The following is a 13,097-nucleotide window of genomic DNA, read 5'->3' on the forward strand; positions in this document are numbered from 1 at the left end:
CACCTCATTTGCGGCGGTGTCTTGCTTTTTTGGCTGCTGTGTTGGCGGAGGTCGCGGCTTCGGTCGCCGGCTTTTTCAGGATCTCAATCTGTGTGGGGGTAAAGTCGGCCATGTGAACGGGTCGCCCTTGTCGCCTTTGAGGGCGGCCAACTGCTCCGGCGTGAAATCCTCATAAGTGAACGGCAGGCGGCGGTGTATGCCAAGGTCGCACTCCACGACGCCCGGGGAGTCGGTGGCGAACTGCCAGAGCTCTACGCCGGGTCGGCGGGGTAATATACATTTTGCAGGCCGTCGGGCATAAGGTCGTTAATTAGCTGCAAATGCAGTTCACGGCGCAGCGTGCCCTCACATAAGCCGTGATCCTTGAAAATGACAAGCAGGGCGTCACCGTCGGGCAGGCAATTTTTATAAGCGTCACCGGAGCGCGAGGCCGTGAAAGTATGGCCGTGCTTAACTGTATATGTCAGCACAAAGTCCACCCCGTCGGGGAGTGGCACGATTTTGGCCGGCAGCGTCGCGGAAGCGCTCACGGAGACAAAGTCGCTTTTGTAGTTTATATGTCGTGTTTCGGTTGCCATTATGTGAGTCTTAAATTACCTTTGCCGTCGAGACGTAGCGCGCCGGAGGCCGTGAGACGGCAACGCGGTGGCACAACATCGATGCAAAGTGTTTTGTAAACCGATGTGTCGGAGGTAGCCACGGCATTGACATAAGAGCGGCCGAGACGCGCGGGGGGTGATGAAGCCGTCGGGCGAAACGTCGAGGGCTTGGTGGTCGCCCATGCAGAGGACAGAGCGAGGCCGAAGCTGGGGAACAGGCGGGCGCGTATCTGCTGGCGCACGGGATTGGCGAGCGTTACAGTACGGGGCGCGCTGATGATGTCAACACGGAGCGGAGCCGCGAGGCTCTGGCCGGATAGCTGGGAGATGAGCGAGTCGATACGGGCGCGGGCGGCTTCGGACTTTTGGAGCTCCGCGCGTGTGTCGGCTGCGGCAGTGTCAGCCCCGGCGAGCCGTTTGTCGATGTCGGCCAAAATCTCCGGGAGGTTGACCGATAAAAAGAGGCTGACGGCAGCGTTGATGTCGTCGCAGGCTTCAATGAGGCCGCAGAACAGCTCGCCAACCTGACGGGCCGACACGGTTTTAGCGGCCACCGCGTCGCGTATGGCCTGAGCTTGAAGCAGCAGCGCGCCGTGTCAAGCTGCTTGAGGTCGTTTTGGGTGAGTGGTTCCATTTTGAGGGATTAAAAGAGTTAAGAGAACACCTCGTCGAAAGGGTCCTGAAAAATTCGTGTAAGTTCGTTTTTGCTCTGAATGTTGAGCGGTCGGCCGGCGTTAAGGTCGGCGATCACTTCGTCGATTTTGTCAACCACAATGCCGACGTTATCGGGGTCGAACTTCTGGGCGACAGGCGGGCGGCGTGTTCCGGTCTGGTAGAGCAACTCCAGATAATCGGCGCGGGTATGTCGGTGGCAGGGCTGATGTGTTGCACGGCATAGGCCGAGCGGACAGCCGGGGCCACAACGTCCTCGAGCTCAAAGATGAGCGGGAGGCCGTCGGCGAGTGTGGCCGTTATACTGATGTCGTTGCGCTGAGCGAGGGCGAACACACCGGCGACCGAGCCAAGCGCGATAACTGCGGCGTCGAGGAGTGTTTGACGGTCTGAAACAATAAACTGCATAGGCTAAGAGATTATAACCACCCCGTCGGGGGATAGTGTGAGGTTAGAGACAGGGAGGCCGCAGGCTTGCAGCATTTTTTTAGTGTTGCCCGGCCAGAACGGGTCGGGAGTGCCGGCGAGCATTAGGGGCGCTTCTGCACCGAGGAGGGGGTGTTCCTTGATGTCGCCGCGGAGGGAGCGGATGACAAATTCAGCAATGAAAGAGTCAGCCGGGGCGATGAGCGCGCCGGAGGGTGCGACAAGGAGGTCGCCGGTTGTTGTGTCTATTTGCAGTCCGTTCATTGCTTAATTTTTTCGTTTTCGTAATCACTGCGCTTTGTCAGCAAAAGGGTGTCGGCGCTCCAGTCGGCAGCGGCAGTTTTAAGAGCTGCGCCGCCGTCCTGAGCAACAGGGACCCAACCGGCCATAATACCCTTTAACTTGTTAATCTCGTTTTCGATTGTGTTAAGCCGCTTTGTGAGGTCGTCGATTTTAACAAGGCCGTTGAGTTTGCCACCGTTAAAAATTATATTGTCGGCGTTGATGTTGGCGGACATATTGGCGGTTTTAATACGGCAGCCGTCAGCGTCCATGACGGCGGAGGTGTCACCGATGACGACTTCGGCCTGTTTTATTTTCTCAGTGCTCAGAACCACCCCGGCGGCACCGTCTGCGACGAAGCCGACAATAACAAAACTGCCAACTTCCGGATAAAGCCAAAAGCCGTAATTCGCGCCCTGATTTGCTTGTAGATTGACACCGAGCAACGGGGCGCCCTCATTAAGCGGGGTGCAGTCGATTGTGCGGGCTTTTTCGTCCACGGCGTCCACGGTGCAGACCAGCGCGACAGTCTCGCCGTCGGTCTTTGCCAGTTCTCTGATGATATTTCGTAAATCTGCCATAACTGTTTATTTAGTCGCCGACACGCAGCCCGAGCGTTATTTCCTGACGGTAGCCGGACGTGCCGTATTTAATTACATTCTTTTTGACCTGATAGACTCCGGCTTTTTTGCCGTCGATAATTAGCCCGATAGCGTCGAGGCAGTCAACAAGCGAAGCCCCGAAAGTCGTAAAAGAGCCGGTGAGGCCGTCGCGTTTAAGGCGTTTAATTTCCTGTTCGGCCCACGCCTTTAACTCGCTTTCGGTTTTGTTGTAGGTGTGGAGCGTGCGGTGTTCGCCGTCGGCGTCGCCGACCTCAACTTTGATTTTTTTATTATCCGGCATAAGGCTGACCGCCTTAACGCGCAGGCGCATATTTTCAGCCTTTTGCTGCTGGAGGCTCTGGTCTGAAATGATGTTAAGCCCGGAGCGGAACACTTGCGAGGGAGTACTGTCGCGGTCAAAGAGCACGCCACAGTAAAGAACCGGCTCGCCGTTCTCATATCGGAAAAATGAGCGGATGCCCTGTTCTGATAATCTTCCGAGCAAAGCGGCCACAGTGTCAGCGGTGACACGATAAGCACCGAGCGACTGTTCGCCCATAACATTGAGCCGGTAAGTTATGCCCTGATCCTTAAGAAGCGTTTCAATAGTAACAGAGCGGTAGGCTTTTTTCTGTGCCGGCATTTGTTTGAGTTTGAACATATCATCCTCGCAGGTAATGACAACCGGAGTTTTGAAGCCTACGTCACGGACATAACCCACAAAAGCAAGCTGTAAATTACCGTTATATCCCAGATAAATACGCACGGAGTCGCCACGATGCACAGGAATTTCAGCCGAGCCGTTCCACTTCATTTTTTTAGGGAGTGTTATTTTGGCTTCGGCTGTGAGCTTCTCAGTGTCGCGTACAATCTCCACCGCCGAGACAAAGCCGATGTCCCAGCAGCGCTCGCCGGTTATCTCAATTTTAGCACACAGCTTAAACATGGGTTAAACGGTATTTAACGGGTGTTTAATAGTCGTATCTGTTTGGTTTCATAGAGCCGTAGCGCACCGGGTTGCGTGCGTCGTCCCCGTCCTCACTCTCATAGAGAGGTAAGTCGGGGGAGGCTTTGCCGGCTTGAATATCGCGAAGCCATTTGATAGCGTCGTTATAGAGACATTCCCGGCGTTCGTGTCCCATATTCTGAGGGAGACGGTGAACCATTAGCCAAAGGGAAATATTTACGGCGCACTGTACGAGCATAGCGTTACGCTCTGAGCCCTCAGAAGCAAATACCCGGGTCATATCGTAGCGATAACGCAGATAAGAACCGATTTGCTCCAGGGCGGCGGCTTCGGCGGTCAGGCGTGTTTCTTCGTTCTGTGTTATCTGCTTGAGCTCGTATTCGTCGCACACGCCCCGGTAGTCGTCAAGAGTCAGGAACATAGGCCGGAAGTTTTGGGCATAGCTTCATAAATTGCAATTTCGCGGGCTTTTTCGGCAGTCAGGCCGGGGAGGCGCTTTTGCCGGATCATTTTTTTAACGCCCTGCATAGATACGCAGACCGGGCGCCCATGAAGCACAAGCACCAGGAATTTTTTACGGTGGAGGTCAGCGGAGCGCTGAGCTTCACGGATCGCGCGTTTTTTGCGCCAGTCGAACAGGAGGGCGCGGAAGTATTCAAATATTACCATGATACATTTTTTGCGTTAGGTCGCAACCCTATTGAAGTGGATGAAACAATTTTCTTTTGTCGGGTATCTCTCTGTAAAATCCATATAGCGCCCTCGTCGGCGTCCGGTGCGTCGTCGTGTCCGCGCATACCCTTTTCAAATGCGAGGGTCTGGTCGATGCCGGCGAGCATATCGGGGTCGTCTCGCTGGCTCTCGTCGTAATAGACGAACCCACGCTCCCACAGTGGCGAAACAGCTTCAACGCGCTGGAACTTGTCAGGCTTTTTGCGCTTGTCGCCGGTCATTGGGAGCTGGTAGCCGCGAAGTTCACCCTCTCGCATAAATTCATCGAGGATGGTGTCCTGCATAAAATTCGCCTCCATGTACCAGCGCACGGCGATACCCTGAGCGCGCGCCCATTCGTAAAGGTCGTAACACCAGCGTACCATTTCGGCAACGGAGCACTGACGGACAAAAGCACGGAGGTGCCAGAGCTGAGTCCCGGCTTTCCCCCAGAGTTTCGCCGCCTTAAAGTCATTTTTGTTTGAGCCTTTGAAACTGGGGTCGATATAAAGCACAATTTCCGAGAACTTAGACCAGGCAGGGCGCTTACCCCAGCGGATCCACTCGTTGCGGAACACTGCACCCTCAATTATCGGGTTATTCATGTATTCTTTTTGAAATGCACGATAACCGGCGACGTCGGCAATTGCCTGCACTTCCTCCGGGGTCCATTTGGCAGCCCAGGAAATATCGCCGTTTTTGTCGTAGATGTTTACACGGGTAACGTGTACGCTCTTAATATCGCACCACTTCGCCAGCACTGAATTTTTGGCAATCATATTACCGACCATAAAGAAGCGGCCGCGCCCACCGTCGAGAGTACCGAACAGAGCCGAGCGCACCCAGTCGAACAGCTTAGAGACACGCGCCGGACTTTCCACCAGTTCGTCGTCGTCGAGGTCGTCAATAACGATGTAATCCGGACGGTGTGAGCGGTAGCGCAGACCACGCGGAGACTGACCGCGACCACGGGCAAAAAATGCGACTTCCGTCTGCGTTACAAATTCTCCCTCCTCCCAGGATCCGGCGTTGTACTGTTCCCCGAAATCGGCAATATAACGCTGGTTGTACTGTAACTCCGCCTGAATGTCACCCAACAGAGTTTTAGCGTTATCCTCAGACTTGCCGACGATGACCATAACGTTAATTTCGCGGCGTTCCTGACACATTAGCCACATAGGGACAAATACGTCCATATTGGTAGACTTAGCCGCACCACGATGCCAGACAAAACCGGCTTTGAGGTTTCGGTTGGCTTTTATCTTATTGGCCGCGTCAATGTGGAATTTAGCGCAAGGGGTAGCTTTCCCGGTTTCGGGGTTAATAGTCCAGTGTGGGAAATAGTAATCAACGAAAGCGGTATAATCAGAGCGCAGCCGGGCAATGCGCGCGAGACGCTGTGCCGGCGATTCTATGATGTTAATGGAAGTGGCAGCCTGCACCGTTTCGCAGTGCTGTTTCCATTCCTCAATCGCTTTTTTTAATTCCGCTTTTGTCATACTTTAGAAAGACTCTTTTAATTTTTCAGAGATGAAAAGGTCGTGATAATGGTTAATGGTTTTGAGCAGTTCCGGGGTGACATTCGGGTCGAAGCTCATACGATATTGCAGCCATTTGCTGAAAGCCATAAATACCTCTATAATGTCAACCACGGAAGTTTTTTTGTCGAGGCGTTCAACAGTGGCGGCAAACTTCACAAGTTTGTCAGCGCTGGCGGCTGTTTTCTCCGGGCTGGGGTCATTTGCCAAATCCTCCAGTAACACATTTATGGAGTTAAAAATTTTATTAACCAGTTCCTGTCTCGTAATGTTGGCGGCGGCTCGTGCCTGTTCCCAGCCACCCTCCGCAACCCATTTTGTGACAGTCTGAGCAGATACGCCGACTTTTTCAGCAATAGACTTCTGAGGCTCCCCTGCATATATAGGAGGCGCGCGTGTTCGCGTTGCTGTTCGCGTTCCTTTTTGGTTTTAGTTGCCATTCATAATAAACCGAGAATTTAAGTTAACACCCACACTGCGGGGGCGTTTTCGATATTTCGCATTATCGGCGGCACCTCAGCATAGCAGGAGTAAACTCCGCTCTGCGTTCGGTTTGCACGATAATTCACACTGCAAAGTTGGGGTAAAAAAGTGCTATGGTAAAAAAGAGTGTAAAACTTTTACACTCTTTTTGTTAGGGTTGTGAACAATGCTCAACTTTGCACCGCTGAACGACTTAAATACATTCTTTGCATAGCAAAGCGGCAAGCCGATTAGCGGAGTAGAGCAGCCGGTAGCTCATTGGGCTCATTCCCCAAAGGTCGCAGGTTCGAGTCCTGCCTCCGCCACCAAGGTAAAAAAGATTAGGACAACCGCCCCGGGCACAGGGGACACACCCACCACCTCCGGACCAAGCCCCTAAGTGCCCCGGGCATTTTCTTTGCGAGAGTTAATATTTTAAAATACAAAGCGTGGCAAGCACGATAAGTGAAACGAGACAACTACAATGAAAGAAGTAATAATCTCAACTGAGGCAGTAAACAGCTACGGCACGCGTGTGCTGACTTCGGGCATAGACCTGGAGCAGTTCAAGCGCAACCCGGTTTTGCTATGGATGCACCGCCGTGCTTTCGACGGTCAGTCAATGCCTATCGGCAAAATTGACAACCTCAGAGTTGAGGAGGGGAAGCTGATAGGCACCCCGATATTTGACCAAAACGATGAATTTGCCCGGAAGATAGAGAGCAAATGGGAAAGCGGATTTTTGCGCATGGCTTCGGCAGCCCTGGAGCCTACCGAAGTGAACCCAGACCCGGCTTTAGCATTGGAAGGGCAGACACGTGCAACGGTGACACGGTGCAAACTTATCGAGGTTAGCATTGTGGATATTGGCGGCAATGATGAAGCCCTGCAACTCTGTGGAGCAGACGGCAAGCAGTTGAAGCTCGCCGCCGGTGAGGATGCCCCGACACTTCCGCTCTTGAAACTGAACGAACCCAAGCCCGCGCCGGAGAATGAACCCGGCGAGGGGGAGGAAATCAATAACAATAATAAAATAATAAAAACAGCGATGAACAAAGACCAGTTAATCCTCTTAGGACTTCCCGAGGATGCGTCCGACGAGCAGGTAACAGCCGCGCTCCAGCTGATGAAAACCAAGGCGGACAGCGCCGAAACTTTGCAGCTTGCGTCCGTAACTCAGTACGTGGATCAGGCTATTGCCGACAGAAAGATTTTAGCGGCGCAGCGTGAACATTACATTAAGCTCGGTAAAGCCGCCGGCGCAGAAATGCTCGCAGACACATTCAAGGCTATGCCCGGACAGCAGAAGCCCACCGACACACTGAACCTGAACAAACAGAGTGCCCCCGGTGCAGGTGAACAGCCTAAGAAATACACCAAGTTAAGCGAAGTGCCGCAGAGCGAACTCATTGCACTCCGCAAAGACCAGCCCGCGGAATATATGCGCCTGTATAAAGAAGAGTACGGCGTAGACTGCCCGCCCCTAAGCGAATAAATAAACCCTATAAACACAATCAACAACAGCAATGAAATCGAAAAGCAATTTTTTTAAGAAGCTGCTCGGCATAGTCAGCTGCATGATTATGGCCGTTGCGTTCAATGCCGCCGCCGGCGCTACCTGTGCTGTGGCAATCGGCTGCGCCCCTGAAACCGGAGCAATCGCCGGCAATGTTCTGGCACTTGCATTAGGTCAGGCAGCCCCCGCGGGTTCATTCCGTGCCGGTGTCCTCAAAGAGATATGGACCGGTGAGCAGATCAAACAGTTCCGCACCGCCCTGGAGTCGTGGGGCTGGCTTGCAAGAATCCGCAGTTATAACCAGTATGTAAATAACGACGTTATCCACTTCGTTGAAATCGGCGGTGACCCCACGGTGCTTGTAAATAATACCACCTACCCAATTCCTGTTACTGCTCTGGAGGATGCGGACAAGCCTGTGAGTCTTGACAAGTTCACAACCGAGGCAACCCCTGTGACCAATGATGAGCTGCACGCTATCAGTTACGACAAAATGGCAAGCGTTCAGGAACGCCACCGCGATGTATTGGTCGAGGCGTTCGGTCAGCGTGCAATACACGCCATTGCCCCGGATGAGAATAAAACCGGCGTGCCTGTGCTTTTCACTACCGGCGAAGCTGTAGAGGGTCGCAAGCTCATGACTTCGGCTGACCTTTTGGCAGTCAAAAGGAGCTTTGACAAAATGGGTATACCCAAGCAGGATCGCGTGCTGGTGCTCTGTTCCGACCATGTGAACGACCTGCTCCAGACAGAGCAGCGTTTCAAAGACCATTACAACATTAACCAGACCGAGGGCAAAATCGGCCGCCTGTATGGTTTTGACATTTACGAATATGACGGCACACCCTATTACAACTCGGCAGGTAAAAAACTTGCATGGGGTGCTGTTCCCGGTGCGACCGACTCGCAGAGCTCCGTTGCGTTCTATGCCGGCAGAATGATGAAAGCCGCAGGCTCAACAACATTCTACTGGAGTAAAGCCGAGAACGACCCTCAGAACCACCGCAACCTCGTTAACTTTGACCAGTACGGCATTTGTCTGCCTTTGTCTGAGACCAATTGTCGTATGGCAATAGTCAGCGCAAAAGCGTAAAAAACCTATGGCTACACTGAAACAAGGAAGCAGAGGCGCGGAGGTAAAAGCCCTGCAACAGCGGTTAAACCTCATACCTGACGGTATTTTCGGACCGTTGACCGAGGAAGCCGTCAAAGAGTTTCAGAAGCGTAAGGGGTTAACGGCTGACGGAATAGCCGGAGCGCAGACACTTGCAGCTATGGGCGCGACACCCGGAAAGCGCAAGGTCGATGAAATCATTCTGCACTATACGGCAACGCCGGAGGGTGAGGAGTTTTCAAATACCCGGATAAAAGCAAGCCATTTGGCGCGTGGCTTTTCTGATATAGGCTACCACTATGTTATCGGACTAAACGGGGAAATCCGCCCCGGGCGGTCCGAGGCAGTGGCCGGAGCGCATTGCACCGGACATAATACGCGGTCAATCGGTGTGTGTTACGTTGGCGGATGTCCGCCACGTAAGACCCCGAATTGGCAAAATATCGGGAAGGACACACGAACCCCGGCACAAGAGGCTACGCTTGTAAAGTTGGTTAAAGAACTTCTCAAGAAATACCCCGGCGCTACTGTTCACGGTCATAACGAATTTGCTAATAAACCGTGCCCCGGCTTCGATGTAAAAAAATGGCTCACAAAAGTGGGTATTAAACAGTAACAATATGAATTGTCGTGCCAGTGAGAGCAGAGCGGAGCTTGCTCCGGCTATGCCGAGCGCAGCCGACAAAGCATTGGAACAATGAATGAGCGGCGAAATAATAACAATCATAGTATCGGCGCTTGTTGCGGCGGTATCTGGTCCCGTAGGGGCATGGGTTGGCCGCAAACTGGAGCGCACTAAATACCGCATTGAACTTAAGACGCTGAGGGCTGAAATGAATAATAAGCTCGCAGAGGTCAAAAGCAATGAGCTTGAAAACGTGCGAAAGGCTGCGGACATACTGATGGAAAGTATTGTGCCGCCGCTCAAAGCCGAAATAACTAACTTACGCAAAGATGTGCAAAGACTCAACAACGCACTGGAGCGCATTTGGGGCTGTCGTCATATTGATAGCTGCCCTGTCAAATTCGAGCTGCTGCTCACACCGAAAGGTCGCGGAGCACACCAGGACGGAAACAACGGAGCATGTGACGACGAGCGCCAAAGGTTGCGAGGTGCACACCCAACACCAAGAGGCGACCCTGACGAGGGAGACCCAAACCCGGGGGCTGACGGTTACGGAGATTGAGGTCTACGACACTGAAAAGCAACCCGACCCGGACACCGGACAAAGACCGTTAAAAGCCAAGATCCGGCAGACCCACGGCGAGGAGCAGCAGAGTAATGAGGCGGCAGATATTACCGCCGAGGAGAAAGCCGAGACCGAAACCGAAGCGGTGCAGACCATTGACGGCGGCACGCTTGACGAAGTGACGGTAACAGCTACCAAAGCCCCGAGCCTGTGGGAACGGTTGAAAGTCGCCACCCTGATATTGGCTGCAGTTCTGATCCTGTCAGTAGCAGGGTGGAAAATATATAATCTAAAACGTAAAAAGATATGAGCAACGAAACAAAAGAAAAGACCACAGCCGAAATCGCAGCGGAAAATCTGGCAACGATTAATGAAGCCGGCGCCGTCACTGCGGAGGAGATGGCACACGTCGCGGCAACCTTAGAGACAGCTTCGGCGAAAAAGTCAGGCAAAGGCAAGAACCAGCCCGAGCCGGAACTGGTCGCAAAACTGAAAGCAGCCCGCGCCAAAGCAAAGGCGGAAACTGACGCCCTTACTGCTGTGGGTAAAGCAGCGTGCCGGCGTCACAGTCTCCCGGCAGTATGGGTGACAGCCGACGGCCAGTGTTTCAAACAGGAAACTGACGCCCGAAACCACGGCAAAAGTCTGGGATTTTCGGCAGTACCCTTAAAAGTGGAAGCGTAATGGCAACAAGTCTGAATATACAGAGACAGAACGGCAATGTCCCCAAGTCTCTGCCCGGTGAGGACCATATAACCGGTTTTGTGGTCTATCTTCCGGCGGCAGATATTCCGGCCGCGTTCAAAACCGACCACGTGCAGCCACTCAGCACCATTGACGCGGCGGAGGCTGCGGGTATTAAGGAGGATGCAGCAAGCTGGGGCGTGCGTGTGCTTCACTATCAGCTCAGCGAACTTTACCGAATTAACCCGGCTGTAAGCCTGTATGTGGCGATCTTCGAGAAGCCGCAGGGTGAGTCCCAGACATTCGCCGAGCTTAAGACAGTGCAGAACTTTGCGGCCGGCCGTATCCGTCAGATCGGCGTATGGTGTGGCGACCGCACCCTTAGCGGTGACGACCTCACGGCCCTGCAGGGTGTCGCGGACGCACTTGCCGGGGAGGAGGCGGAACTGTCTGTCGTGTACGCCCCGAAAGTGGGCACGCTCAACACAATGCCGGTTAACCTTGCGGGTGAGAATAAAAGCCGCGTCAGCGTGGTGATAGGTCAGGCAGGAAGCGGCAAAGGAGCAGACCTGTTTAACGACAAGACCAACACCGGGAAAGCAAGCGTCAGCGGTCTGGGTGTCGTTATGGGCTTGCTTAGCAGCGCAAAGGTTCACCAGTGTATTGCATGGATCAAAGAGTTCCCCACCGGTGTAAGTCTCCCGGCTTTCGGTGACGGTACACTGTTGCGCGATGTGGATAAAGCATTGCTCGAGACACTTGACACGGCGCGTTATCTGTTCTTTATCACTCATACCGGGCAAGCCGGAAGCTATATGAATGACAGCCACACAATGGACTCCGCAATCAGCGACTACGCAGCCATTGAGAGCGTGCGAACTATGGATAAGGCTGTGCGCGGCATACGCACATACGTAAAGCCGGAACTCGGCGGCAACGTATATGTTGACGCTTCCACCGGACAGTTGGCAAGCTATACCGTGGCGCATTTGGAAACTGTGGCAAACCAAGCCCTCGAGGCTATGGAACGAGCCGGGGAACTTAGCGGCTACAAAGTTGAGATAGACCCGGAGCAGGATGTCGCAAGCACCAGCCTGGTAGAGTTCGTAATCAAGAATGTTGCAGTCCCGGTTATGCGACATGTGAGAATTAAAATCGGGTTCGCTAAATCCGTATAACCTAAACACAAAAGGCAAAAGCAATGAACGTAAGCATTAAAAACGGCGTGCCTATGGTTAACGGCATGTTAGTTGCGTGGGCTGATATTGTCGTACTTGTCGGCGGTGTGCCTGTTACCGGCATTACAGGTGTGGAGTATGGCGATGAGCAGGAAATCGTTAACAAGTGGGGCGCAGGGCGTCACCCGGTGGGACGTGCAAAAGGACGTATAACCCCCTCCGCTAAAATTACCCTCTACCACGAGGAAGTTGTGGCGCTTCAATCCCAGAGCGTGAACGGACGACTGCAAGACCTCCCACCCATTGAAATACAGGTGAGTTATTTGCCTGAAAATGGGGTCGTGGTAACTGACAAGATCCGCAACTGCCATATTTCAAGCAATACTCGCAAGTGGAAAGAGGGAGACACCGGGCAGGAGGTAGAACTTCCGCTCGTTCCCTCACATATCGAATGGGGCAAAGCTGCATAATCCCCATTTCGCACCCTTTTAAGGCCGTTAAGGGCTGACCCCCTTAACGGTCACTAATAATCAAACTTAAACAGTTATTCTCTGCTTAGGCAGAGCGATTTAAAATCGATTAAAAAACCATTTAACCCCCGATTAAAAAGCATGGAAAAGGTTAACAACACCCCTAAAGTATTTAACGGCGATTTGACCGAAGCACAGGTTGACGCTTTCAAGGCTCAGCACCGCAAAAGTTTCGCAGTTGAAATTCAGGACGGCGACGAGGTGCATATCGGCTATTTCAAGCGTCCCACTCTGGAGACTCTCAAGGCTGTAACCAAGGTTGCAAAAAGCGACGAAGTGGAAGCCGGTAAAGTGATGTTCGACAACTGCTGGCTGGGCGGTAGTAAGGAACTGCGCACCGATGCGCTGCTCTTCATGGCTGTTCAAAAGAAGTTGGGTGAAGTGCTCAACGGCTTCCAGGGTCTAATAAAAAACTTGTAGAGGCGCACACACTGGCGGAGTCTGACGAGGAGGACGGCTTCGCCAAGGGGTGCGCCCTGATCCGGGCTAACCTGCACATTGATATTGAAAAGATTGAGACGGAGGAGGAATGGGCGCGGCTCTACTGCGAGGCACTATGGCTGGAGCGATGGAGGAACCGGAACCGGGCAGAACTTATCGCGTCATTGTTCGGAGAGAAGCCCTAA

General features: G+C 53.1%; 20 protein-coding genes and 1 tRNA gene. 10 read left to right on the top strand and 11 right to left on the bottom strand.

Annotation, left to right across the window (positions count from 1 at the left end):
• Positions 1–75: 75 nt before the first annotated feature.
• The 11 genes from EZ315_RS16375 to EZ315_RS16670 form a co-directional block, all read right to left on the bottom strand.
• The gene (locus EZ315_RS16375) at positions 76–216 is read right to left on the bottom strand and encodes a hypothetical protein (RefSeq protein ID WP_170957522.1); all 141 of its coding nucleotides are present in this window, start codon (positions 214–216) and stop codon (positions 76–78) included.
• Between the two features lie 35 nt (positions 217–251).
• Entirely contained in the window at positions 252–578 is a 327-nt protein-coding gene (locus tag EZ315_RS09870) for a hypothetical protein (protein ID WP_135471952.1), read from the bottom strand.
• Complete coding sequence (locus EZ315_RS09875; RefSeq protein WP_135471953.1) at positions 578–1,138, bottom strand: hypothetical protein; 561 nt, start codon at positions 1,136–1,138, stop codon at positions 578–580. Before EZ315_RS09875 ends, EZ315_RS09870 begins: the two co-directional genes overlap by 1 nt.
• Before the next feature lie 113 nt (positions 1,139–1,251).
• Positions 1,252–1,440, bottom strand: coding sequence for a hypothetical protein (locus tag EZ315_RS09880; protein ID WP_135471954.1), 189 nt, complete (start codon positions 1,438–1,440; stop codon positions 1,252–1,254).
• A gap of 242 nt (positions 1,441–1,682) precedes the next feature.
• A complete protein-coding gene (locus tag EZ315_RS09885) occupies positions 1,683–1,961 on the bottom strand; it encodes a hypothetical protein (protein ID WP_135469464.1) in 279 nt (92 codons plus the stop codon).
• The gene (locus EZ315_RS09890) at positions 1,958–2,560 is read right to left on the bottom strand and encodes a hypothetical protein (RefSeq protein ID WP_135469462.1); all 603 of its coding nucleotides are present in this window, start codon (positions 2,558–2,560) and stop codon (positions 1,958–1,960) included. Before EZ315_RS09890 ends, EZ315_RS09885 begins: the two co-directional genes overlap by 4 nt.
• A gap of 10 nt (positions 2,561–2,570) precedes the next feature.
• Complete coding sequence (locus tag EZ315_RS09895; protein WP_135469459.1) at positions 2,571–3,527, bottom strand: hypothetical protein; 957 nt, start codon at positions 3,525–3,527, stop codon at positions 2,571–2,573.
• Between the two features lie 25 nt (positions 3,528–3,552).
• Positions 3,553–3,969, bottom strand: coding sequence for a phage protein Gp36 family protein (locus EZ315_RS09900; protein WP_135469456.1), 417 nt, complete (start codon positions 3,967–3,969; stop codon positions 3,553–3,555).
• The gene (locus EZ315_RS09905; RefSeq protein ID WP_135469453.1) at positions 3,960–4,217 is read right to left on the bottom strand and encodes a hypothetical protein; all 258 of its coding nucleotides are present in this window, start codon (positions 4,215–4,217) and stop codon (positions 3,960–3,962) included. Before EZ315_RS09905 ends, EZ315_RS09900 begins: the two co-directional genes overlap by 10 nt.
• Complete coding sequence (locus tag EZ315_RS09910; protein WP_135469450.1) at positions 4,211–5,758, bottom strand: hypothetical protein; 1,548 nt, start codon at positions 5,756–5,758, stop codon at positions 4,211–4,213. The genes EZ315_RS09905 and EZ315_RS09910 overlap by 7 nt, the downstream gene beginning before the upstream one ends.
• Before the next feature lie 3 nt (positions 5,759–5,761).
• Positions 5,762–6,007: a hypothetical protein gene (locus EZ315_RS16670; RefSeq protein ID WP_242452576.1), complete on the bottom strand. Its 246-nt coding sequence runs from the start codon at positions 6,005–6,007 to the stop codon at positions 5,762–5,764.
• 505 nt (positions 6,008–6,512) lie between these two features.
• Here EZ315_RS16670 and EZ315_RS09920 point away from each other — a divergent pair.
• The 10 genes from EZ315_RS09920 (at position 6,513) to EZ315_RS09970 (ending at position 12,891) form a co-directional block, all read left to right on the top strand.
• Positions 6,513–6,588: transfer RNA gene (locus EZ315_RS09920), tRNA-Met, on the top strand.
• 155 nt (positions 6,589–6,743) lie between these two features.
• Complete coding sequence (locus EZ315_RS09930) at positions 6,744–7,754, top strand: hypothetical protein (RefSeq protein ID WP_135469445.1); 1,011 nt, start codon at positions 6,744–6,746, stop codon at positions 7,752–7,754.
• A 31-nt stretch (positions 7,755–7,785) separates the two neighbouring features.
• On the top strand, positions 7,786–8,868 hold the full coding sequence (locus EZ315_RS09935; protein ID WP_135469442.1) for a hypothetical protein: 1,083 nt from the start codon (positions 7,786–7,788) through the stop codon (positions 8,866–8,868).
• A 7-nt stretch (positions 8,869–8,875) separates the two neighbouring features.
• A complete protein-coding gene (locus tag EZ315_RS09940) occupies positions 8,876–9,505 on the top strand; it encodes a peptidoglycan recognition protein family protein (protein WP_135471546.1) in 630 nt (209 codons plus the stop codon).
• A gap of 85 nt (positions 9,506–9,590) precedes the next feature.
• Positions 9,591–10,076 carry a hypothetical protein gene (locus EZ315_RS09945; protein ID WP_175577975.1) on the top strand — a complete coding sequence of 162 codons (486 nt, stop codon included), beginning with the start codon at positions 9,591–9,593 and terminating at the stop codon, positions 10,074–10,076.
• Positions 10,003–10,389 (top strand): hypothetical protein, encoded by a 387-nt coding sequence (locus EZ315_RS09950; RefSeq protein WP_135469439.1) that lies wholly within the window; start codon positions 10,003–10,005, stop codon positions 10,387–10,389. The genes EZ315_RS09945 and EZ315_RS09950 overlap by 74 nt, the downstream gene beginning before the upstream one ends.
• Positions 10,386–10,763, top strand: a complete 378-nt coding sequence (locus EZ315_RS09955) for a hypothetical protein (RefSeq protein WP_135469437.1) — start codon at positions 10,386–10,388, stop codon at positions 10,761–10,763. Before EZ315_RS09950 ends, EZ315_RS09955 begins: the two co-directional genes overlap by 4 nt.
• Positions 10,763–11,941 (top strand): DUF2586 family protein, encoded by a 1,179-nt coding sequence (locus EZ315_RS09960; protein WP_135469434.1) that lies wholly within the window; start codon positions 10,763–10,765, stop codon positions 11,939–11,941. Before EZ315_RS09955 ends, EZ315_RS09960 begins: the two co-directional genes overlap by 1 nt.
• A 23-nt stretch (positions 11,942–11,964) precedes the next feature.
• Entirely contained in the window at positions 11,965–12,411 is a 447-nt protein-coding gene (locus EZ315_RS09965; protein ID WP_135469431.1) for a hypothetical protein, read from the top strand.
• Between the two features lie 141 nt (positions 12,412–12,552).
• Positions 12,553–12,891 (top strand): hypothetical protein, encoded by a 339-nt coding sequence (locus EZ315_RS09970; RefSeq protein ID WP_135469428.1) that lies wholly within the window; start codon positions 12,553–12,555, stop codon positions 12,889–12,891.
• Positions 12,892–13,097: the final 206 nt, after the last annotated feature.

This window comes from Duncaniella freteri (assembly GCF_004766125.1).
GTDB classification, from domain to species: domain Bacteria; phylum Bacteroidota; class Bacteroidia; order Bacteroidales; family Muribaculaceae; genus Duncaniella; species Duncaniella freteri.

Bases quoted from the DNA above. Each gene is read 5' to 3' on its own strand.
- EZ315_RS09940 (WP_135471546.1), top strand. From the start codon at position 8,876: ATGGCTACACTGAAACAAGGAAGCAGAGGCGCGGAGGTAAAAGCCCTG.
- EZ315_RS09955 (WP_135469437.1), top strand. From the start codon at position 10,386: ATGAGCAACGAAACAAAAGAAAAGACCACAGCCGAAATCGCAGCGGAA.
- EZ315_RS09935 (WP_135469442.1), top strand. From the start codon at position 7,786: ATGAAATCGAAAAGCAATTTTTTTAAGAAGCTGCTCGGCATAGTCAGC.
- EZ315_RS09960 (WP_135469434.1), top strand. From the start codon at position 10,763: ATGGCAACAAGTCTGAATATACAGAGACAGAACGGCAATGTCCCCAAG.
- EZ315_RS09890 (WP_135469462.1), bottom strand. From the start codon at position 2,560: ATGGCAGATTTACGAAATATCATCAGAGAACTGGCAAAGACCGACGGC.
- EZ315_RS09970 (WP_135469428.1), top strand. From the start codon at position 12,553: ATGGAAAAGGTTAACAACACCCCTAAAGTATTTAACGGCGATTTGACC.
- EZ315_RS09910 (WP_135469450.1), bottom strand. From the start codon at position 5,758: ATGACAAAAGCGGAATTAAAAAAAGCGATTGAGGAATGGAAACAGCAC.
- EZ315_RS09905 (WP_135469453.1), bottom strand. From the start codon at position 4,217: ATGGTAATATTTGAATACTTCCGCGCCCTCCTGTTCGACTGGCGCAAA.
- EZ315_RS09945 (WP_175577975.1), top strand. From the start codon at position 9,591: ATGAGCGGCGAAATAATAACAATCATAGTATCGGCGCTTGTTGCGGCG.
- EZ315_RS09965 (WP_135469431.1), top strand. From the start codon at position 11,965: ATGAACGTAAGCATTAAAAACGGCGTGCCTATGGTTAACGGCATGTTA.
- EZ315_RS09900 (WP_135469456.1), bottom strand. From the start codon at position 3,969: ATGTTCCTGACTCTTGACGACTACCGGGGCGTGTGCGACGAATACGAG.
- EZ315_RS09895 (WP_135469459.1), bottom strand. From the start codon at position 3,527: ATGTTTAAGCTGTGTGCTAAAATTGAGATAACCGGCGAGCGCTGCTGG.
- EZ315_RS09885 (WP_135469464.1), bottom strand. From the start codon at position 1,961: ATGAACGGACTGCAAATAGACACAACAACCGGCGACCTCCTTGTCGCA.
- EZ315_RS09870 (WP_135471952.1), bottom strand. From the start codon at position 578: ATGGCAACCGAAACACGACATATAAACTACAAAAGCGACTTTGTCTCC.
- EZ315_RS09930 (WP_135469445.1), top strand. From the start codon at position 6,744: ATGAAAGAAGTAATAATCTCAACTGAGGCAGTAAACAGCTACGGCACG.